This is a genomic window from Pseudomonas sp. ICMP 3272, from assembly GCF_001466905.1.
GTDB classification, from domain to species: Bacteria; Pseudomonadota; Gammaproteobacteria; order Pseudomonadales; family Pseudomonadaceae; genus Aquipseudomonas; species Aquipseudomonas amygdali.
In genome coordinates, this window is record NZ_LKEK01000081.1 from 1 (window position 1) to 21,188 (window position 21,188).

Genomic DNA, 21,188 nt, shown 5'->3' on the forward strand with positions numbered 1-21,188 from the left:
AAGAAGTTTTCAAAGTTTCCTTTGCAACTTCAACCACTTGCGCTTCGATCAACTCTGCAGTTGCTCATCAGCGGGAGGCGAATTCTACAGCGTTACAACCGCGTGTCAAACTCTTTTTTCTCACCGCTGTCGATCACTGCTGACTCGACCTCCTTCCTCGCTGACTCCTCACTCCAAACCCTTGTAAACTATTGATCTACAAGGCTTTTTCGTTTCCGTCTGCGCCGGAAGTGGGGCGAATTATAGACAGATCACAGAGGGCGTCAACCGTTAATTTCAAAAACACCGAAATTAACCGTTAAGGTCCTGTAGCTATATAGAAAAGCCCTTCACAAACGCTTTCTTCTATATAGCTACACGACCCCTGACTTGCGCAGCAAGGCAACCGCCTCACCCTCAAGCCCCAATAGCTCTTGAAGGACTTGCGCCGTGTGCTCGCCCAACAAAGGAGGCGCCCTTCGATATTCGACTGGCGTTTCCGATAGCCTTATCGGGCTGGCGACCTGCGGAACGCGCCCGCCCAGCGCGTGCGGCATCTCTATAGCGAGCCCGCGCGCTATAACCTGTGGATCCGCAAACACTTGAGCAAGGTCATTGACCGGGCCGCACGGCACGCCAGCCGCCTCAAGCTCGTCAACCCACTGAGCAGTGGTCTTGAACACCGTAGCCTGACGAATCAGCGGAATCAGCTCAGCGCGATGAGCCACGCGCAGTTTGTTGGTCAGGAAGCGCGAATCATCAGCCCACTGTGGCTGCCCCGCCACTTCGGCAAACCTTCTGAACTGGCTGTCATTCCCCACAGTAAGGATCAGGTCGCCATCTGCTGTAGGAAAAGCCTGATACGGCACTATATTGGGATGAGCATTACCCAAGCGCCTGGGCGCCACGCCCGTGGTCAGGTAGTTCATGGCCTGATTGGCCAGACATGCCACCTGCACGTCGAGCAGCGCCATATCAATGTATTGCCCTGTATTGCTTTGATCGCGATGAGCCAGGGCGGCGAGAATGGCCGTTGTCGAATACAGACCTGTAAGAATGTCGGTCAGCGCAACACCAACCTTCACCGGGCCCGCGCCCTCCTCACCCTCCGGCAGACCGGTAAGGCTCATCAGGCCGCCAAGTGCCTGGATCATGAAATCGTAACCCGGGCGCGTCGCATACGGCCCGCTCTGACCGAAACCGGTAATGGAGCAATAGATCAGGCGAGGATTAACAGCCTTGAGCGATTCGTAATCCAGCCCATAAGACGCCAACCCACCGACCTTGAAGTTCTCGATGACAATATCCGACTTCGCCGCCAGCTCTCGTACCAGCTTCTGCCCTTCCGGCCGCGTGAAGTCGATGGTGATTGACTGCTTGTTGCGATTGGCCGACAGGTAGTAAGCCGCCTCGGTGGTGTTCTGACCGACCGCATCCTGAAGAAACGGCGGCCCCCACGAACGAGTGTCATCGCCACATCCTGGTCGCTCGACCTTGATGACGTCAGCCCCCAGGTCAGCGAGGATCTGCCCGGCCCAAGGCCCGGCCAGGACCCTCGACAAGTCGAGCACCCGGATATGTGAAAGCGCCCCCATGATCAGCCCTCCTTAATAGAAGGCCTGAATGCCGGTCTGCGCACGCCCGAGAATCAACGCATGCACATCGTGCGTACCTTCGTAGGTATTCACCACTTCCAGATTGACCAGGTGCCTGGCGATGCCGAACTCGTCCGAGATACCGTTACCGCCCAGCATGTCGCGAGCCATGCGCGCGATATCCAGCGACTTGCCGCAGGAATTGCGCTTCATGATCGAGGTAATCTCTACGGCAGCCGTACCTTCGTCTTTCATGCGCCCCAAACGCAGGCAGCCTTGCAGCGCCAGAGTGATTTCAGTCTGCATGTCCGCCAGCTTTTTCTGGATCAGCTGATTGGCCGCCAGCGGACGCCCAAATTGTTGCCGGTCGAGGGTGTATTGCCGCGCGGTGTGCCAGCAGAACTCCGCCGCACCCAGCGCGCCCCAAGAGATACCGTAGCGCGCAGAATTGAGACAGGTGAACGGACCTTTCAGGCCGCGTACGTCCGGGAAGATGTTTTCTTCAGGCACGAACACGTTATCCATGACGATCTCGCCAGTGATCGACGCACGCAAACCGACCTTGCCATGAATAGCCGGGGCGCTCAGACCTGCCCAGCCTTTTTCGAGAACGAAGCCGCGGATATCGCCGGCATCGTCCTTGGCCCACACCACAAACACATCCGCGATCGGGCTGTTGGTGATCCACATCTTGCTACCGCTCAAGCGATAACCACCCTCGACACTTCGGGCACGAGTAATCATCGCCCCTGGGTCTGAACCATGGTTGGGCTCGGTCAGGCCAAAGCAGCCAATCCATTCACCCGAGGCGAGCTTGGGCAGGTATTTCTCTTTCTGGGCCTGCGTACCGAATTCATTGATTGGCACCATGACCAGTGAGGACTGCACACTCATCATTGATCGATAGCCTGAATCGATACGCTCGACTTCACGGGCGATCAGCCCATAACAGACGTAATTCAGGCCGCTGCCGCCAAACGCTTCCGGAATCGTTGCGCCCAGCAACCCCACTTCGCCCATCTCGCGAAAGATGGCCGGGTCGGTTTTCTCGTGACGGAACGCTTCCAGCACGCGCGGGGCCAGCTTGCTCTGGGCGAACTGCTCGGCAGTGTCGCGAACCATGCGCTCTTCTTCAGTGAGCTGTTGATCCAGCAGCAATGGGTCGATCCAGTTAAAACTTGCTTTACCGCTCATGCCTGTTCCTCACGTTCAGCTGAAAAATCCTGTAATGATCCTAGTCCTGGCGTCCCCCGGCGACAAACGAGGTTTTATCAACCTGTTGTGCTAATTTCTCACTCCAAGAGCCGCTTCAGGCCCGCATAACAAAAAGACCAGTGAGAAGAAAGGATATGAGACGCAAAATACCCAGCACCACTGCACTGGTAAGTTTCGAAGCTGCCGCCCGACACGAAAGCTTTACCAAGGCCGCTCATGAACTGTCCCTGACACAAGGCGCGGTGTGCCGACAGATTGGCGGGCTTGAGGAGTTTCTCGGCGTTGAGCTGTTCCGGCGCTCTCGAAGGGGGGTGAAGCTCACGGAAGCCGGGCTTTCCTATAGTCGTCGCGTGGCCCAACAACTGGACGCAGTCGAGCGCGACACCCTGTCGGTCATGGGCCAACAAGGCGCCAACGCCATCGAACTCGCCGTGGTGCCGACGTTCGGCACTCAATGGCTGTTGCCGCGCCTGAAGGACTTCCAGCACAAGCACCCCGATGTCACGGTTCACCTGACCAACCGCACGCGCCCCTTCCTGTTTGCTGACACCGACTTCGATGCTGCTATCTATTTCGGCGACGCCGACTGGTCCGGCACCCACTCGCATCGGCTGATGGGTGAAAACTCCATGCCGGTCTGCAGCCCCTCTTTCCTGAACGGGCGAGACCGTCTGCAAGCAAGCGAGCTCGCCGAGCTGCCACTGCTTCAACAAACCACGCGCCCCTATGCCTGGCGGCAATGGTTCAACGCGCAGGGCATGGATGTGGCCCGCGACATGACCGGCCCTCGCTATGAGCTGTTTTCGATGCTCGCGCAGGCGGCCATGCACGACATGGGTGTGGCACTGATCCCGCCCTTCCTTATTCAGCACGAACTGCATGAAAAGCGCCTGGTGATCGCCAACGCCTGTTCGCTGCCTAGCAGTAAGGCCTACCACCTGATGATTCCCGAGCGCAAAGTGGAGTCGGCGTCACTCAGCGCATTTCGCGACTGGCTGGTCGCTCAGGCCCGGAATTACCAGCTCCCTCAGGACCAGGCCTGAGCAGCACTTCAGGTAGTAAGTGGTAATCGACACCTACAGATATAAGCTTATGTCGCCTCGCAACAACTTTTCGCTCAGCGCAAAAAACGACTTAACGCCTAATAATTACAGGGTCTTTTGCCTTATTTGGCAAAAATGCGAGATTTTCGAGCAAAAAATATTAATCACCATTTTTTGTGCGGAATAGCGCCAAAACCCATACAGGCAATGGCCTGCATTCAATTGCTGCGACAATAGGTCACAGTGTGACTTGTAGTTCATCTATAGTTTCGTTACAGAATATATTGAAGCCCGCAAACTTCACCTGCAAAATGCCCCGCCCCTGCTGGAAAGGGGCGTGCTGCCTGGCCATGCCAGATGCACCAGCCGTAGTGCACTGGCCTAAACACGAACGATAAAAAATCGCGCAGGAGATTTGTCGTGCACATTGGTGTTCCTCTCGAAACGCAAGCGGGCGAAACCCGGGTAGCTGCTACCCCGGAAACCATCAAAAAGCTGATCAGCCAAGGGCACAGGATTACCGTGCAGAGCGGCGCAGGCATTCAGGCCAGCGTTCCGGACAGCGCTTACGAAGCTGCAGGCGCTGTGATTGGGAGCGCAAACGAAGCGTTTGCGGGCGAGTTGATCCTCAAGGTTGTAGCTCCCGACGACAATGAGCTGAGCCTGATCAAGAGCGGCTCGGTGGTCATCGGCATGCTCAACCCCTTCAACAATGAACTGATCGGCAAGATGGCCGCACAGGGCGTCACCGCGTTCGCCCTGGAAGCCGCGCCGCGCACTTCACGCGCGCAGAGCCTTGATGTGCTGTCTTCGCAGGCCAATATCGCAGGCTATAAGGCCGTGCTGCTTGCCGCACATCACTACCCGCGCTTCATGCCCATGCTGATGACCGCCGCCGGCACCGTAAAAGCCGCACGGGTGCTGATCCTGGGCGCAGGCGTCGCGGGTCTGCAGGCCATCGCCACCGCCAAACGGCTGGGTGCCGTGGTTGAGGCCTCGGATGTGCGTCCGGCAGTGAAGGAGCAGATCGAGTCGCTGGGTGCCAAGTTCATTGATGTGCCCTACGAGACCGAAGAAGAGCGTGAATGCGCCGAAGGCGTTGGCGGTTACGCCCGCCCGATGCCTGCCAGTTGGATGCAACGCCAGGCCGCAGCCGTTCACGAGCGGGCCAGGCTGGCGGACATCGTTATTACTACCGCCCTGATCCCCGGCCGCAAGGCACCGGTGCTGCTCAGCGCCGAAACCGTGGCGCAGATGAAGCCCGGCTCGGTGGTCATCGACCTGGCCGCCGCACAAGGTGGCAATTGCCCACTGACTGTGGCCGATCAAGTCGTCGTCGAGCACGGTGTGACCATCGTCGGCCACACCAACCTGCCAGCGCTGGTCGCAGCCGATGCTTCTGCACTCTATGCCCGCAACCTGCTGGACTTCATGAAGCTGCTGTTCGACAAGGACGGCACATTCTCGATCAACCTCGAAGACGACATCGTCGCCGCATGCCTGATGTGCCGCGACGGGCAAGTCGTGCGCAAGAACGGCTGAGGACACACCAATGGAAGAGCTGATTTCCCCCGGCGTCTACAACCTGATCATTTTCGTACTGGCAATCTATGTCGGCTACCACGTGGTCTGGAACGTCACGCCCGCGCTGCACACGCCGCTCATGGCCGTTACCAACGCTATCTCCGCCATTATCATCGTTGGTGCGATGCTCGCCGCCGCCCTGACGGTGACGCCGCTGGGCAAAACCATGGGCACGCTGGCTGTCGCGCTGGCCGCAGTGAATGTGTTTGGCGGCTTTCTGGTCACTCGGCGGATGCTGGAGATGTTCAGGAAAAAGGCCCCCAAGGCAAAGGATGAGGCGCCGAAGTCATGAGCATGAATCTGGTCACTCTGCTGTATCTGATCGCGTCGATCTGCTTTATCCAGGCACTCAAAGGCTTGTCACACCCCACCACCTCACGCCGCGGCAATCTGTTCGGCATGCTTGGCATGGGTCTGGCGGTCATCACCACAATCGGGCTGGTGTTCAAACTGGCTGCACTGTCTACCGCTGAAGGTACCAGTGCCGGCATTGGCTACATTGTGGTCGGCCTGTTGGTGGGCGGGACCGCTGGCTCGATCATGGCCAAGCGCGTCGAAATGACCAAAATGCCTGAGCTGGTCGCATTCATGCACAGCATGATCGGCCTGGCAGCGGTATTCATCGCCATCGCCGCTGTAGTCGAGCCTCAGTCACTGGGCATCGTTGGTCATCTCGGCGATGCCATTCCCGCGGGCAATCGTCTGGAGCTGTTCCTCGGAGCGGCCATCGGCGCGATCACCTTTTCCGGTTCGGTAATCGCTTTTGGCAAACTGTCGGGCAAATACAAATTCCGTCTGTTTCAAGGCGCACCGGTACAGTTTGCCGGGCAGCACAAACTCAACCTGGCGCTCGGTCTGGCCACACTGTTCTTTGGTCTGACCTTCATGTTCACCGGCAGCCTTACTGCCTTTGCGATCATGCTCGCGCTGGCGTTCGTGATCGGTGTGCTGCTGATCATCCCGATTGGCGGTGCCGACATGCCTGTAGTGGTCTCGATGCTCAACAGCTATTCAGGCTGGGCAGCGGCCGGCATCGGCTTTTCGCTGAACAACTCGATGCTGATTATCGCGGGATCGCTGGTCGGCTCCTCGGGCGCGATTCTGTCTTACATCATGTGCAAGGCGATGAACCGCTCGTTCTTCAATGTAATTGGCGGTGGCTTCGGCGGCGCAACGGATTCGGCAGGACCGGCTGGCAGCAAGGAAGCCCGCCCGGTGAAATCCGGCTCGGCAGACGATGCCACGTTCCTGCTGACCAATGCCGACACCGTGATCATCGTGCCGGGTTACGGGCTGGCAGTCGCGCGCGCGCAGCATGCACTCAAGGAACTGACGGAGAAGCTGGTGCACCGTGGCGTCACGGTGAAGTATGCGATTCACCCGGTGGCCGGGCGCATGCCGGGGCACATGAACGTACTGCTGGCCGAAGCCGAAGTGCCTTACGATCAGGTGTTCGAGATGGACGACATCAACTCCGAGTTCGGCCAGGCCGATGTGGTGCTGGTGCTCGGTGCCAACGACGTGGTCAACCCGGCCGCCAAGAACGATCCGAAATCGCCCATTGCCGGGATGCCGATTCTGGAGGCATTCAAGGCCAAGACCATCATCGTCAACAAACGCTCGATGGCCAGCGGTTACGCAGGTCTGGATAACGAGCTGTTCTATCTGGATAAAACCATGATGGTGTTCGGAGATGCCAAAAAGGTGATCGAGGACATGGTGAAGGCCGTCGAAAACGCCTAGCCTGACCCTGCCTCATTAAAGCCCCGGCTCGCTTGGCGACCGGGGCTTTTTACATTTCGCGTAACAGTGTTTTGCGCTGAAAGCCGCCAATTAGAGCCCTCAAATGCGACCTTGGTAGCAGGACGAACCCCGTTCAACGCTCTAGACTTGTCGCTCGCTTCTATCTACGAGACAGAATTCATGTACCGTGACCGTATCCGCCTGCCCTCCCTGATGAGCAAGGTTATGAGCGCAGCCGACGCTGCCGCCTTGATTGAAGACGGCATGACCGTCGGCATGAGTGGCTTCACCCGCGCAGGCGAAGCCAAGGCCGTGCCCCATGCGCTGGCCGAGCGCGCCAAAGTGACACCGCTGAAAATCAGCCTGATGACCGGTGCCAGCCTGGGCAATGACTTGGACAAGCAATTGACCGAGTCCGGCGTGCTGTCCCGGCGCATGCCCTTTCAGGTCGACAGCACACTGCGCAAGGCGATCAACAACGGCACGGTGATGTTCATCGATCAGCACTTGTCCGATACCGTCGAGATGCTGCGCAACCGGCAGATCAAGGCGGTGGACCTGGCGGTGATCGAATGTGTTGCGATCACCGAGGAAGGCCATCTGGTGCTCAGTACCTCCGTCGGCAACTCGGCCAGCTTCGCGATTCTGGCCAAGCAGGTCATCGTGGAAATCAACCTGTCGCAGCCGCTGGAGCTGGAAGGCCTGCACGACATCTATATACCCAGCTACCGGCCGACGCGCCTGCCGATTCCGGTGCTGGAAGCAGACTCTCGCATCGGTAGCCATGCAGTGAAGATCGACCCGGCGAAGATCGTCGGCATTGTCATCAGCAATCAACCAGATTCACCGTCCACCGTCACCCCACCTGACGCGGATACGCAGGCCATCGCCAACCATCTGGTGGAGTTCTTCAAGAAGGAAGTGCGCGAAGACCGGCTTACCGACAAGCTGATGCCACTGCAAGCGGGTATCGGCAACATCGCCAACGCCGTGATGCACGGCCTGCTGGCATCCCCCTTCACTGACCTGACCATGTACTCCGAGGTGCTGCAGGACTCGACATTCGACCTGTTCGACGCGGGCAAACTGACCTTTGCTTCAGGCAGCTCCATGACGTTGTCGGCGGCCAAACACGCGGAAGTCTTTGCCGACTTCAACCGCTACAAGTCCAGGCTGGTATTGCGACCCCAGGAGATCTCCAATCACCCCGAGGTGATCCGCCGCCTGGGCATCATCGGCATCAACACTGCGCTGGAATTCGACCTGTATGGCAACGTGAACTCTACCCACGTGTGCGGGACGCGCATGATGAACGGCATTGGCGGCTCGGGGGATTTCTCGCGCAATGCGCACCTGGCGATATTCGTCACCAAATCGATTGCCAAGGCCGGCGCGATTTCCAGCGTTGTGCCGATGGTCAGTCATGTCGACCACACCGAGCATGACGTCGACATTCTGGTCACCGAGCAGGGCCTGGCAGATCTGCGCGGCCTGGCCCCGCGCGAACGCGCGCGGGTCATCATCGACAACTGCGTACACCCGGATTACCGCGACGCGCTGAACGCCTATTTCAGTGCTGCTTGCGTGCTGGGCGGCCATACCCCGCACATCCTGCGTGAAGCACTGAGTTGGCACATCAACCTGGAAGAAACCGGGCGCATGCTGCCGGGCTGAACAGGACAGTTGGAAGTGAACGAGACCTTTCCCGACTCACTTCCTGCTCGCACTCAACGTCTTCTTTAAAAACTGTACTGCTGTACCGGTCATAAAACTGCCTCAAATCGCCAAAATCACCATAATCGATCACAAAATGCACTCATATGGTGCTGACCGGTACAGTTGCCCCATTTATGAACAAAACAGTGCCCGATCACAGTTAACTGAACCCTCACAATACAAGTGAACTGTGTCTATCGAAGCTGGACGCGTGCGAGGAAAATGGGCACCAGTCAAGCAACTCACTTATCCCGCCACAAGCGGAAGGAAGTCACACCATGGAACGTACAATCAGTTCCGATCTGTTCAGCGAAAGCACCGTTACCACTGCAAAAGCTTCTTTGCCTCTGCGCGTATTCGCCAACCTGATGCTCTGGCAGCGTCGTCTGTCCAGCCGCCATCAACTGGCTCGTCTGGATGCACGCCTGCTGGCTGACGCCGGTATCAGCGAATCCCAGCGTTACGAAGAGCTGAGCAAGCCGTTCTGGCGCTAAATCAGCGCTCGCTGGTCCCAGACCTTCAAGTCTCTCACCAGCAACCCGAATTGCTTCATACAAGACCCGTCTCAGGCAACCGAGACGGGTTTTGTCGTTTTCGGGCAGGGATTCAACGGATTGCCAGCAACAGTACAGTTTCAAATAATTCAAAATCTGCAAGTACAGTTACCAAATAATGCAAACTGTGCAAGCTGCAACCATCGACTGCCATGACAAGCGCGCTATCGGTGGGATAGTCTAGCGCTCTACCTCGGCCCTTCGGCTTCGCAGGCAGCCTGTGCCCTTTTGCCCACAATGGAACTCGATCATGTCTCTGCTACGTACCCTCGGCGCTGCCTTCCTGTTGACTGCTGCTGCAGGTGCCAACGCCTCCAGCTTTATCGTGACCACTGACGCAGTGGTGGATGCGGTCAATGCATCGACGCGTGCCACGTCCAACGTTTCCTCTTCCCTGAAAGACGACAAGATCGTTCTGGCCGCCCGTGACGATGCCGCCAGCTTCGTGGCCAGTTCTGGCGACATCCGTAGCGCCCGCCTCGAAGGCGCGCTGCAGCACATCCGTCAGGTTCTGCCTGAATTGCAAGCGACCGACAGCCAACTGGCCCAGGCCATTCTGGCCATCTGACTGTCGCGCCCCGGCCGCGTGCCGGGGTAGCTCTGGCCAGAGCATTGCGCTAGCCTTGCTACCTGTTTTGCCGGTTCGTGAAAGTCATGCGTTTACTGCACCTTCTGTTTATCGCACCCATTGCCAGCCTGATGTGTATCAGCAGGTTCAAGCGTTCGATACGACCACGCAAGGTCTGGTCAAGACCGGCTATGTCACCAGTCAGGTCACAACAGCACCTTTTGATAACAAGCTCATCGTGGCTGCCCGAGACGACGCGGCTGCGTTCATCGCCAGCGACGGAGAGATACGCTGTGCCCGGCTTGAGGCCGCGCTGCACGCCCTGCGTCAGGCAGATGCAAAACTTCGTGTCAGCGACCTTGAACTGGCGCAGGCAATCCTCGTCCAATAGCCACTTTCCCCTCTTTGCGTAACTGGAGACGTCACTACATGCGTACCCCGCTGATTGCTGCTTCCCTTGGCCTGTTATTGCTGGCCGACTTTGCTCAGGCTCAGACCGTTGTGGCCACGAGCAACATCATCGTTCGCGCGTTTGGCCGTACCATTGATTTCACCTCGGACACCACCACATCGATTCGCGACTCCAAAGTCGTGCTCCAGGCCAAGGACGACGCCGCCAGTTACGTTGCCAGCGGCGGTGACATCCACGGTGCCCAGCTGGATGCTGCCTTCGATACGCTGCGCACCCGCGTACCGGAAGCACGCGGCGCAAGCGATCAGACCCTGGCTGAAGCAATCCTCGCATTGTGAGGCGATTTCGCGCCTGGCTGCTTGCTGGCGCGCTGTCGCTGGTCGGGACGCATGCCTTTGCCAGCCTGAAGCTGGAACTGCACACTGACGGCCTCGATGCGCCGCAACAACAAGCCAGCCAGACGCTGCTCGACGAAGCCATGCACGCGCTGCCGCCCAGCTTCGTCGAAGCACTGGACCGAACCGTCGAAGTAAGCTGGTCCAGTGACATGCCGCAAAACGCCTACGGTCAGGCAGCCGGCCCTTATCAGTTATATCTCAACAGCCACTTGCTGGCCTCGTTGACCGACGGTTCGGCAGCCACCGCCCAGACAGGCCGTCCACACGGAACGGTGCGCCAGGAGTTGCTCGCCACCGTCCTGCATGAGCTGACCCACGTATACGACCGCGCTCGCCTGTGGTCGCCTGCCGAGCGCTCGGCTATCTTCCGCTGCGGGTCGCGCAACAGCTCACTGGGCAAGATCGGCCTGCCCGACAATTGCCGAGGTCAGACCGAGCGACGCTTTACCCTCAGTGACGACCCTCGCCTGCTGGACCTGGCGGGCTGGCAGCAGTACGTCGGACGTCGCGGCGAACGCGAAGAACATAACGGCCAGGTTGCCCGCAGCCCGGATATCTACGAAACCACCAGCCCGCTGGAATTCGTGGCCGTGAACATGGAGTATTTCCTCCTCGACCCGGCCTACGCCTGCCGTCGCCCGGCGCTGTATGCGTATTACAAAGAGCGCTTTGGCTGGGCACCCGCAGCACGGGATGAGTGCCCCACGTACTACCCTTATCTGAATGCCGGTAGCGACTTTGGCCGGGAGCCGCTGGGCAAGCTGGACCCTGAGCGGGTCTACGCGGTGGATTATCTGCTCGCCGAGGCGAATCAGAACTGGGCGAGCCGCTGGGGCCACAGCATGTTGCGCCTTGTGATCTGCAAACCCGGTCGTCCTCGCGGGCCGGACTGCCGCCTGGACCTTGACCAGCATCTGGTCCTGTCTTATCGGGCATTCGTCGGCGATGTACAGCTATCGAGCTGGGACGGCCTGATGGGTGCCTACCCGTCACGGTTGTTCGTCTTGCCGCTGGCGCAGGTCATCGATGAATACACCAAGACCGAACTGCGCAGCCTGGCCTCCGTGCCAATCAAGCTGTCGCGCCCGGAAATCGAAGGGCTGGTTCAGCACGCTGCCGAGATGCACTGGAGCTACGACGGCAATTACTACTTCCTCTCGAACAACTGCGCCGTTGAAAACCTCAAGTTGCTGCGCGCCGGTACGCACAATCCCAAACTTGTCGGCCTGGACAGCATTTTGCCCAACGGCCTGCTTGAAGTCCTCAAAGGCCGAGGGCTGGCCGATACCAGTGTGCTGGATGACCCGAAGGAAGCATTGCGACTGGGCTATCGGTTCGATTCCTACCGTGACCGCTATCAGGCCATGTTCGAGGTTTTGAAGAAGCACCTGCCGATCAAGCAGAACACCGTGGAAGAATGGATGGCCCTGCCAGCCAGTGAGCGCAGTCAGTGGTTCGACAAAGCCGATCTGCGTACCAGTGCTGCGATTCTGCTGCTGGAGCAGGCCAGCCTGCGCAGGCAACTGCTGCTGGCCCAGGACGAAGTGAAACAGAGCTATCTCGGTGCACGCGAAGTGAAAGACGGCAAGGTCTCCAATGCCACCAAAACGCTACAGGAGATCCTCGCCAGCAGCGGCTTCCTCAGCCGGCCAGCCGAGCTGCTCGGCAGCAGCGGGTACGGTTTGCCACAGGCGGGAGAATGGCAGCGGCTTGAAGCAGAAAGCAGTCAACGCCAGAAGCAGCTCAAGCGTCTGACCGGCGATCTCGACAAGGAAGTGCGCGCCCTACTGGAGCCTGAACGCGCCAAGGAAATTGCCGCCAACGAAGCCAACCTCAAACAGGTGTCCGAGCACCTTCGGGCGCTGCACAAGGCAGCAGGCGGGCTGCAACTGCCGTGATCAGGCGGCCTTCTTTTTCGGCTTGAGGTATTTGACCAGGCCCTGGAACCAGATCACCAGGGCCGGGTTGCCCTTGATCTGAATGTCCTTGTCCTGAATACCCTTCATGAAAGCCAGCTGCTTGTTCTTCGCCTGCAGGGTGGCAAAACCAAACGCGGCATCACGAAACGAGATGGCAAAGGCTGGCGCTGCAACCACACCGCTGGCACTGCGAATGCGCTGATCGTGCACCACGAAGTGACGTGCGATTTTGCCATCTGCGGTCTGTAACTGGAATGTCAGGTCCTTGCCAGCCAACTGCTGCTGGAAGGCGGGGTTGTTACGGCTGGCGCGGGCCATCAGCAGGCCCAGCATCCACAATAGAAAACGAAACTTCATGCTCGGCCTCTGTACGCACTGAATCCGGTGATCGGGATCGGCGTGGCAGTGTAGCGGTTTATCGGCCCAAAACCTGTAGGACAAGATGAATTTCGAGGGAGATCGGAACAAAACACTTGTTGAACGCGAGGATGCTGCTTCGCGTGGGAAGCAGCATCACGACAGCATTAACGAATGCTGTTGATGTTGCCTTTGCTGCCGGTGACCTTCACATCGACCTTCTTGAAGATGAAGTAGTCCTTGATGCTGACTTCGTAACGCGGCGCGACGATCAGATCGGCACCGGAGGATTTAACCGCCTTGAAGGCGGCTGCCGCTTTGGTCGTCGAGACAGGATCAGGCAGCGCCAGACCCAGGCCGCCACCGCCACTTGCACCACCGTAGGTCACGCCATCGGCGAACTCGTTATCGCCGCCGAAACTCAGGAAATTGAACAACACATTGGTGGACGACTCGCCGCTGATGGTACCGCCTACCTTGACGTCCGCCTTGAGGTCGGTTTTGACCGTGCCTTCCAGCGGTGCGCTTGGCTGGCTGACGTTGTAGCTCACGCAGCCGCTGGTAGCGGCGATCAGCGTTGCAACAGCAGCAAACTTCCATAGCTTTTTCATTCGAGATTTCCCAAGAGTAATTGAAGGGGTGCAGCAAGGGCGGGACTCTAAGGGAATCAGCAATAAGAAAAAGTCAGGCAAAGCCGGGGTTTGAGAAGGCATTCATACGAAATTGAGTAGGACAATTCTCACTGAGCGTTTCTACAAATCATCGGCGGTACAAACGACACAAACAAAAAGCGGGCACCCAGTCTGATTGGTATGCCCGCCTGTGAGTTGCCCGCCTCCCGCCGAGGCGCACAACAGGGTGTCAAGGGTTGACGCTGTCTTTCAGGGCTTTCCCCGGTTTGAAGGCAACTGTGTTGCTTGCCTTGATTTTAACCGGCTCCCCGGTCTGTGGGTTCTTGCCAGTCCGGGCACCGCGATGGCGTTGCAGAAAAGTACCGAAGCCTACCAGCGTGACACTGTCCTTGCGGTGCAGTGCGCCAGTAATTTCTTCAAGGATGGCATTGAGAACACGATTGGATTGTTCTTTGGTGAGATCCGCCTTTTCAGCAATGGCGGCTGCAACTTCTGGTTTACGCATATGAAGCCTCTTTTACGGTTTTTTGTTTTTATGTCCCGCGCCGCTTTGTAAAAAACGGCAACAAGGCGCCGCGACGGCTCTACGTAGCGGCAGACAAGACCGAGGATGGCATGCCGAACCGACCCGCGCCAGTGCGCAGGCGGGGTTTATTGGCAAAAATACGTGGCCTATCCGACAAAATGACGCGAAATCATGCCAATAACGCAGGTAAAACCTTGTTCAGTGCGAGTTTTTCCATAACAGCCGCACCGGTCAGCGCATAGCCGAGCAGATTACCGTCCGCGTCATGACACAGCGCCTTGATATCAGCCCCCTGCCCCTCGACACTCCAGCGGCCATCAGTACCACGCGGTGGTGGCGAAACCACCAGCGGGCAGGCTGGCGTCTTTACCGTGATCGGCATGGGGCCATATTTTACGGCAGTTGGTGTTCCGGCCAGCGTCTGGGCCAACGCCCGAGCGCAACTCATCAACGGCATGACGTAGAGCAGGTTGAGGCCATCGACTTCAGCGCAGTCGCCCAACGCATGGATATTGGCGTGGGAGGTTTGCAGCTGGCGATCCACCAGAATACCGCGCCCCGTCTGCAAGCCCGCGGCAGCGGCCAGATCGATGCGTGGGCGCAGGCCAATGGCCGAAACCACCAGGTCGCAGTCAATCACCTGCCCGTCCGACAAGTGCGCTTGCAGGCCCTCAGCACTGCGATTCAGGCGGGTCAGCACCGGGCCGAGGTGGAAACGTGCACCCAGGCTTTCAAGGCCGGTCTTTACCGCAGCCGCAGCGGCAGGTGGCAACAGGGTTGGCATGACCTGCTCGCACGGCGCCACCAGATCCACTTCATAACCACCCAGAATCAGGTCGTTGGCAAACTCGCAGCCAATAAGCCCGGCCCCCAGAATCAGAACCCGACGCTTCCCCGCCGCAGCCGCTCGAAAACGGGCGTAGTCCTGAAGGTCGTTGATCGGGAAAATCGCATCGCCTGCGTCACCTTCCACCGGTACGCGGATGGTTTCAGCCCCCCAGGCCAGCACCAGATCGCGGTAGTGAACCGCTTCTTCACCGATCCACAGACGCTTGTGGCCAGGGTCGATCCCGCTGATCCGCGTATGCGTGCGAATTTCAGCCTTGAGCTGATCGGCCATTGCACCGGGCTCGGCCATGCTCAACCCGTCGGCTTCCTTGTTTTTGCCAAAGCCGGTGGAAAGCATCGGTTTGGAATAGGACCGGCCATCATCGGCCGTGATCAATAGCAGCGGCGTGTCTGCGTCCAGTTTGCGAAACTCTCGGGCGAGGTTGTAACCCGCAAGGCCGGTGCCGATGATGACCACAGGTGCGCTCATTGTTCTCCCCTATTCATTACTTTTCTGCTGGCTGTGATCAGCCGATTTCGATCATCTCGAAGTCCATTTTGCCCACACCGCAATCCGGGCACAGCCAGTCTTCGGGCACATCCTGCCAGAGCGTACCAGGCGCAATCCCGTCATCCGGCCAGCCGTCGGCTTCGTTATAGATCAGGCCACAGACGATGCACTGCCACTTCTTCATGTTCGGTTCTCTCGTTTATCAGGCTGAATAGCGTACGACGGTCGATTGCCGTCTGAACGGGCGTTGTACTGATCGGCACGCCCGGATGCAAGTCCGATTCTATAACCTCACGCGCTACCGGCGGTCGGTCGGGGCCTGCAATCATGCTAAGCTCGCGGCCTCGTTGGCTGCCGGAACTGGCTTACCGTGACCCAGCAATCCCCCGCATTCATTAGCCCGATCTGGCTCAAGCGCGAGCAATTGATCGATGCGCCCGAACCGATAATGCTCGACTGGTTGTTCAATCAGGACTCTCTCACACGCCGGCTGGACCGTTTGTCTGACGGTGGTTTCAGCGTATTTCCGCAGTTCGAAGGCTGGCAGGCTTTGCGCCGTGATGAGTGTCTGGCGCTGGGCCTGCCACTTGCCAGCGAAGGCTGGGTGCGCGAGGTGTACTTGCGCGGTAATGACAACAACTGGGTATTCGCTCGCAGCGTCGCCGCCCGCAGCGCTTTGCAGGACGGTGGCCTGAATATGGATGAGCTGGGCACTCGCTCGCTGGGTGAGTTGCTGTTCAGCGACCCTGCGTTCGCGCGCGGCACCCTCGAAGTGTGTCATTACCCGGAAGCCTGGCTGCCTGACGCTGTTGCAGCTTGCGGACTATGGGCACGCCGCTCGCGATTCAGTCGTGGTGCGTTGAGCGTGCTGGTCGCCGAAGTATTCCTGCCCGCTCTGTGCAATACGATCCATGACAAGGACCCTGTCTGATGTACCTGTCCCTTCTCAAATCCCTCAATCGTCTGAGCCCCCGCGCCTGGGACTTTATCCAGCTGACACGTATCGACAAGCCCATAGGCATTTACCTGCTGTTGTGGCCAACCCTTTGGGCGGTCTGGATTGCGGGCAAGGGCTCGCCGTCGCTGAAGACAGTGTTCATCTTCGTGGTCGGCGTATTTCTGATGCGCGCGGCAGGCTGCGTGATCAATGACTTCGCCGACCGCAAGGTGGATGGCCACGTCAAACGCACCGAGCAGCGTCCTCTGGTCAGCGGCAAAGTCAGCTCACGGGAAGCGCTGGTGCTGTTTGCGGTGCTGGTCGGCCTGAGCTTTGTGCTGGTGCTGTTTACCAATGCGACGACGATCTGGCTGTCGTTCGGCGGTCTCGCCCTGGCTGCCTGCTATCCATTCATGAAGCGCTACACCTATTACCCACAGGTGGTGCTGGGTGCCGCGTTTTCGTGGGGTATGCCGATGGCATTTACCGCAGAAACCGGCGACCTGCCAGCTGCGGCCTGGCTGCTGTACATCGCCAACCTGCTATGGACCGTGGGCTACGACACCTATTACGCGATGGTCGATCGTGACGATGACCTGAAAATCGGTGTGAAATCCACTGCCGTACTGTTCGGCGATGCCGACCGGGTGATCATCCTGACCCTGCAAGGTCTGGCGCTCGGTTGCCTGATGCTGGCCGGTGCGCGTTTTGAATTGGGTGCGTGCTTCTACATAGGCCTGCTGGCGGCAGCAGGATGCTTTGCCTGGGAATTCTGGAGCACCCGGCAGCGCGAGCGGGACGCCTGCTTCAAGGCCTTTTTGCACAACCACTGGGCAGGGCTGGCAATATTTGTGGGTATCGTCGCCGACTATGCGTTGCGCTGAAAACAGCCACCGCCAGACTCCTTCCTACTGAAATAAACCCAGGATCACTAGGTCCGCCGACTACCCGAAACCTGTCGGCGTGCTAGCCTCACCCACACCTGTCACACGACTGCAATAATTCCGTTATCTAATGCGCCCCAAGACAGTTAAATGACAAGAGGTTCGAGCATGGCTGGCAGGAGCATCCTGATCGTTGACGACGAAGCGCCTATTCGTGAAATGATCGCCGTTGCGTTGGAAATGGCTGGATACGACTGTATTGAAGCCGAAAACTCTCAGCAGGCCCATGCGATTATCGTCGACCGCAAACCTGACCTGATTCTGCTCGACTGGATGCTGCCTGGCACATCCGGCATCGAACTGGCCCGTCGCCTCAAACGTGATGAACTGACCGGGGACATCCCGATCATCATGCTCACTGCCAAGGGTGAAGAGGACAACAAGATTCAGGGCCTGGAAGTCGGCGCTGACGATTACATCACCAAGCCCTTCTCGCCCCGCGAGCTGGTGGCACGCCTCAAGGCCGTGCTGCGTCGTGCCGGGCCGACTGACGGCGAAGCGCCCATCGAAGTCGGCGGCCTGCTGCTCGACCCGATCAGCCACCGTGTCACCATCGACGGCAAACCCGCCGAAATGGGCCCCACCGAATACCGTCTGCTGCAGTTCTTCATGACCCACCAGGAGCGCGCCTACACACGCGGCCAGTTGCTGGATCAGGTCTGGGGCGGCAACGTCTACGTCGAAGAGCGCACGGTCGATGTGCACATCCGCCGCCTGCGCAAGGCCTTGGGCGATGCGTATGAAAATCTGGTACAAACCGTGCGCGGCACTGGCTATCGCTTCTCGACCAAGAGCTGACAACCGCTGCGTCGATGCAAGGCAATGGCCAGTGCAGACCAGACAAGGATTTACCCCTAATTGAATCAAAATTGGCACGGCACCCTGATACGCCACATGTTGTTGCTGGTCACCGCCTGCCTGTTGGTCGGCCTGATCAGTGGACAGTATGGCTGGAGCCTGGCCACCGGCCTGGGCCTGTATCTGGCCTGGACCCTCAAACAACTGCTGCGCCTGCATGACTGGCTGAGCAGTCACAAGGCTGATGAGCCTCCTCCGGACGGTTATGGTCTGTGGGGTGAAGTGTTCGACAGCATCTACCACCTGCAACGCCGTGATCAGCGTGTCCGCGGACGCCTCCAGGCAGTCATCGACCGGGTACAGGAATCTACCGCCGCCCTGCGCGATGCCGTGATCATGCTCGACAGCGACGGCAATCTGGAGTGGTGGAACCGTGCCGCTGAAACCCTGCTGGGTTTAAAGACGCCGCAGGACAGTGGCCAGCCCGTGACCAATCTGGTCCGGCATCCGCGCTTCAAGGAGTACTTTGCGCTGGGCGACTACAGCGAGCCGCTGGAGATTCCCTCACCGACCAATGATCGCTTGCGCATTCAGTTGTTGATTACCCGTTACGGCAACAATGAGCACCTGATGCTGGTGCGCGATGTGACGCGCATCCATCAGCTGGAGCAGATGCGCAAAGACTTCGTCGCCAACGTGTCTCATGAGTTGCGCACGCCACTGACGGTGATCTTCGGTTATCTGGAAACCCTGCTCGATAACGTGGACGAGGTCAATCCGCGCTGGGTGCGAGCGCTGCAACAGATGCATCAGCAAGGCGGGCGCATGCAGACGCTGCTCAACGACCTGCTGTTGCTGGCCAAGCTCGAAGCCACCGATTACCCATCGGACAATCATCCGGTGGTGGTCAATACCTTGCTCAAGACCATCACCGCCGATGCCAACGCGTTATCGGGCAGCAAGAACCAGCAGATCCACCTGAGCCTGGAAAGCGATATGCGCCTCAAGGGCAGCGAAAGCGAACTGCGCAGCGCGTTTTCCAACCTGATCTTCAATGCCGTCAAGTACACCCCGGCAGAAGGCGTCATCCGTATCCGCTGGTGGGCCGACGAGCGGGGCGCGCACCTGAGCGTGCAGGATTCGGGGATCGGCATCGAGACCAAACACCTGCCGCGCCTGACTGAACGTTTCTACCGGGTCGATACCAGCCGCGCGTCGAATACCGGCGGTACAGGGCTTGGTCTGGCCATTGTCAAACATGTGCTGCTGCGCCATCGCGGCAACCTTGAAATCAACAGTGTTCTCGGCAAGGGCAGTGTTTTTACCTGTCACTTTGCCAGCGGCCAATTGTCCAAACCCTTGAACGACGATTCAGACTACTAGGCAATCGCGCCTTGAGCCGCTACATTGCCGGGCTCATAGCGTCTTCTCTGGCGTGACATTACCCTCTTCTGTTAATACGGACCCTGCAAAACCCCATCATGGACCCTTCCCCTAGTTTCAACCTGTCTTCACTCTTCGCCGATTTCGGCATGATTCTTTTTGCTTTGTTCCTGGTCCTGCTCAACGGCTTTTTCGTTGCGGCAGAATTCGCCATGGTCAAACTGCGCTCGACCAAGGTTGAAGCCATTGCCGACAAGAACGGCTGGCGCGGGCACATTCTGCGCAAGGTACACGGCCAGCTGGATGCCTACCTTTCAGCCTGCCAGCTGGGTATCACCCTCGCCTCCCTGGGCCTGGGCTGGGTCGGCGAGCCTGCGTTCGCGCATCTGCTGGAGCCGTTGCTCGCAGCGTTGGGCGTCGACACTCCGGAGCTGATCAAGGGCGTGTCGTTTTTCACTGCGTTCTTCATCATTTCCTATCTGCACATTGTCATCGGCGAGCTGGCCCCCAAATCCTGGGCGATCCGCAAACCGGAACTGCTGTCGCTGTGGACAGCGGCCCCGTTGTACTTCTTCTATTGGTTGATGTACCCGGCCATCTACCTGCTCAATGCCAGCGCCAACGCCATTTTGCGTATCGCAGGCCAGGGTGAACCCGGTCCGCATCACGAACACAGCTACAGCCGCGATGAGCTGAAGCTGATTCTGCACTCCAGCCGTGGCCAGGACCCCAGCGATCAGGGCATGCGCGTGCTGGCGTCTGCTGTCGAAATGGGCGAGCTGGAAGTGGTCGACTGGGCCAACTCCCGCGAAGACATGGTGTCGCTGGACTTCAACGCGCCGCTCAAGGAAATCCTCGCCTTGTTCCGCCGCCACAAATTCAGCCGTTATCCGCTGTATGACGCTGAACGTGGCGAGTTTGTCGGCCTGCTGCACATCAAGGACCTGCTGCTGGAACTGGCGGCACTGGACCATATCCCGGAGTCGTTCAACCTGGCTGAACTGACTCGCCCGCTGGAGCGTGTTTCGCGACACATGCCGCTTTCGCAGCTGCTGGAGCAGTTCCGCAAGGGCGGCGCGCACTTCGCCGTGGTCGAGGAAGCCGACGGCAAGATCGTCGGCTACCTGACCATGGAGGACGTGCTTGAAGTGCTGGTGGGCGACATCCAGGACGAACATCGCAAGGTGGAGCGCGGCATTCTCGCGTATCAGCCGGGCAAACTGCTGGTACGGGGCGATACGCCTTTGTTCAAGATCGAGCGTCTGCTGGGCATCGATCTGGACCACATCGAAGCCGAGACACTGGCCGGTCTGATCTACGACACACTCAAGCGCGTGCCGGAAGAAGAAGAGCAAATGGAAGTCGAAGGCCTGCGCATCATCATCAAGAAGATGAAAGGCCCGAAAATCGTACTCGCCAAGGTGCTGAAGCTGGACTGACCCGATCAGGTCTACCCGTTCAAGAGCGGACGCAAGGTGCTCTCCCGAACGCCTATCGTTCCTCACGCTCCAGCGTGGGAATGCCGTGGGTGACGCTCCGCGTCACA

21 protein-coding genes and 1 pseudogene are annotated in these 21,188 nt (G+C 58.7%); 15 read left to right on the plus strand and 7 right to left on the minus strand.

Annotated features, from left to right (window positions below; translation table 11 throughout):
* Positions 1–353 precede the first annotated feature (353 nt).
* Positions 354–1,577 (minus strand): CaiB/BaiF CoA transferase family protein, encoded by a 1,224-nt coding sequence (locus tag AO068_RS21910; RefSeq protein WP_177342394.1) that lies wholly within the window; start codon positions 1,575–1,577, stop codon positions 354–356.
* 9 nt (positions 1,578–1,586) lie between these two features.
* A complete protein-coding gene (locus tag AO068_RS21915) occupies positions 1,587–2,768 on the minus strand; it encodes an acyl-CoA dehydrogenase (protein WP_004659038.1) in 1,182 nt (393 codons plus the stop codon).
* Positions 2,769–2,923: 155 nt separating this feature from the next.
* On the opposite strand from AO068_RS21915, the gene AO068_RS21920 reads away from it, so the two are divergent.
* The 10 genes and pseudogenes from AO068_RS21920 to AO068_RS21965 all read left to right on the plus strand — a co-directional run bounded on the left by AO068_RS21920 (position 2,924) and on the right by AO068_RS21965 (position 12,705).
* Positions 2,924–3,832: a LysR family transcriptional regulator gene (locus tag AO068_RS21920; protein ID WP_058409437.1), complete on the plus strand. Its 909-nt coding sequence runs from the start codon at positions 2,924–2,926 to the stop codon at positions 3,830–3,832.
* A gap of 420 nt (positions 3,833–4,252) precedes the next feature.
* Positions 4,253–5,374, plus strand: a complete 1,122-nt coding sequence (locus tag AO068_RS21925; protein WP_058409438.1) for a Re/Si-specific NAD(P)(+) transhydrogenase subunit alpha — start codon at positions 4,253–4,255, stop codon at positions 5,372–5,374.
* Positions 5,375–5,384: 10 nt separating this feature from the next.
* Positions 5,385–5,708, plus strand: a complete 324-nt coding sequence (locus AO068_RS21930; protein WP_058409439.1) for an NAD(P) transhydrogenase subunit alpha — start codon at positions 5,385–5,387, stop codon at positions 5,706–5,708.
* Entirely contained in the window at positions 5,705–7,159 is a 1,455-nt protein-coding gene (locus AO068_RS21935) for an NAD(P)(+) transhydrogenase (Re/Si-specific) subunit beta (protein ID WP_058409440.1), read from the plus strand. The genes AO068_RS21930 and AO068_RS21935 overlap by 4 nt, the downstream gene beginning before the upstream one ends.
* A 180-nt stretch (positions 7,160–7,339) precedes the next feature.
* Entirely contained in the window at positions 7,340–8,833 is a 1,494-nt protein-coding gene (locus AO068_RS21940) for an acetyl-CoA hydrolase/transferase family protein (protein WP_058409441.1), read from the plus strand.
* Between the two features lie 320 nt (positions 8,834–9,153).
* Positions 9,154–9,369, plus strand: a complete 216-nt coding sequence (locus tag AO068_RS21945; protein ID WP_002555870.1) for a DUF1127 domain-containing protein — start codon at positions 9,154–9,156, stop codon at positions 9,367–9,369.
* 310 nt (positions 9,370–9,679) lie between these two features.
* Complete coding sequence (locus tag AO068_RS21950) at positions 9,680–9,997, plus strand: DUF2388 domain-containing protein (RefSeq protein WP_054097022.1); 318 nt, start codon at positions 9,680–9,682, stop codon at positions 9,995–9,997.
* Positions 9,998–10,083: 86 nt separating this feature from the next.
* Positions 10,084–10,388, plus strand: a pseudogene (locus tag AO068_RS21955) (DUF2388 domain-containing protein).
* A gap of 38 nt (positions 10,389–10,426) precedes the next feature.
* The gene (locus tag AO068_RS21960) at positions 10,427–10,747 is read left to right on the plus strand and encodes a DUF2388 domain-containing protein (RefSeq protein WP_002555873.1); all 321 of its coding nucleotides are present in this window, start codon (positions 10,427–10,429) and stop codon (positions 10,745–10,747) included.
* Positions 10,744–12,705: a DUF7844 domain-containing protein gene (locus tag AO068_RS21965; RefSeq protein ID WP_058409442.1), complete on the plus strand. Its 1,962-nt coding sequence runs from the start codon at positions 10,744–10,746 to the stop codon at positions 12,703–12,705. Before AO068_RS21960 ends, AO068_RS21965 begins: the two co-directional genes overlap by 4 nt.
* Here AO068_RS21965 and AO068_RS21970 read toward each other — a convergent pair whose 3' ends face one another.
* The 5 genes from AO068_RS21970 to AO068_RS21990 form a co-directional block, all read right to left on the minus strand.
* Positions 12,706–13,083, minus strand: a complete 378-nt coding sequence (locus AO068_RS21970) for an SCP2 sterol-binding domain-containing protein (RefSeq protein WP_058409443.1) — start codon at positions 13,081–13,083, stop codon at positions 12,706–12,708.
* A gap of 167 nt (positions 13,084–13,250) precedes the next feature.
* Positions 13,251–13,694 carry a hypothetical protein gene (locus tag AO068_RS21975; protein WP_005744874.1) on the minus strand — a complete coding sequence of 148 codons (444 nt, stop codon included), beginning with the start codon at positions 13,692–13,694 and terminating at the stop codon, positions 13,251–13,253.
* A gap of 250 nt (positions 13,695–13,944) precedes the next feature.
* The gene (locus tag AO068_RS21980; protein ID WP_002555877.1) at positions 13,945–14,220 is read right to left on the minus strand and encodes an HU family DNA-binding protein; all 276 of its coding nucleotides are present in this window, start codon (positions 14,218–14,220) and stop codon (positions 13,945–13,947) included.
* 190 nt (positions 14,221–14,410) lie between these two features.
* Positions 14,411–15,559, minus strand: a complete 1,149-nt coding sequence (locus AO068_RS21985) for an NAD(P)/FAD-dependent oxidoreductase (RefSeq protein ID WP_058402177.1) — start codon at positions 15,557–15,559, stop codon at positions 14,411–14,413.
* Positions 15,560–15,596: 37 nt separating this feature from the next.
* Positions 15,597–15,764 carry a rubredoxin gene (locus AO068_RS21990; RefSeq protein WP_002555879.1) on the minus strand — a complete coding sequence of 56 codons (168 nt, stop codon included), beginning with the start codon at positions 15,762–15,764 and terminating at the stop codon, positions 15,597–15,599.
* Positions 15,765–15,950: 186 nt separating this feature from the next.
* Between AO068_RS21990 and AO068_RS21995 the strand changes: the two genes are divergently transcribed.
* The 5 genes from AO068_RS21995 to AO068_RS22015 all read left to right on the plus strand — a co-directional run bounded on the left by AO068_RS21995 (position 15,951) and on the right by AO068_RS22015 (position 21,081).
* The gene (locus AO068_RS21995; RefSeq protein WP_058409444.1) at positions 15,951–16,511 is read left to right on the plus strand and encodes a chorismate--pyruvate lyase family protein; all 561 of its coding nucleotides are present in this window, start codon (positions 15,951–15,953) and stop codon (positions 16,509–16,511) included.
* Positions 16,511–17,401, plus strand: coding sequence for a 4-hydroxybenzoate octaprenyltransferase (ubiA, locus tag AO068_RS22000; protein ID WP_058409445.1), 891 nt, complete (start codon positions 16,511–16,513; stop codon positions 17,399–17,401). Before AO068_RS21995 ends, ubiA begins: the two co-directional genes overlap by 1 nt.
* Before the next feature lie 168 nt (positions 17,402–17,569).
* Positions 17,570–18,259 (plus strand): phosphate regulon transcriptional regulator PhoB, encoded by a 690-nt coding sequence (phoB, locus tag AO068_RS22005; RefSeq protein ID WP_002555882.1) that lies wholly within the window; start codon positions 17,570–17,572, stop codon positions 18,257–18,259.
* Positions 18,260–18,319: 60 nt separating this feature from the next.
* A complete protein-coding gene (gene phoR, locus AO068_RS22010) occupies positions 18,320–19,642 on the plus strand; it encodes a phosphate regulon sensor histidine kinase PhoR (protein ID WP_058402174.1) in 1,323 nt (440 codons plus the stop codon).
* A 98-nt stretch (positions 19,643–19,740) separates the two neighbouring features.
* Positions 19,741–21,081, plus strand: coding sequence for a hemolysin family protein (locus tag AO068_RS22015; protein ID WP_002555884.1), 1,341 nt, complete (start codon positions 19,741–19,743; stop codon positions 21,079–21,081).
* Positions 21,082–21,188 lie beyond the last annotated feature (107 nt).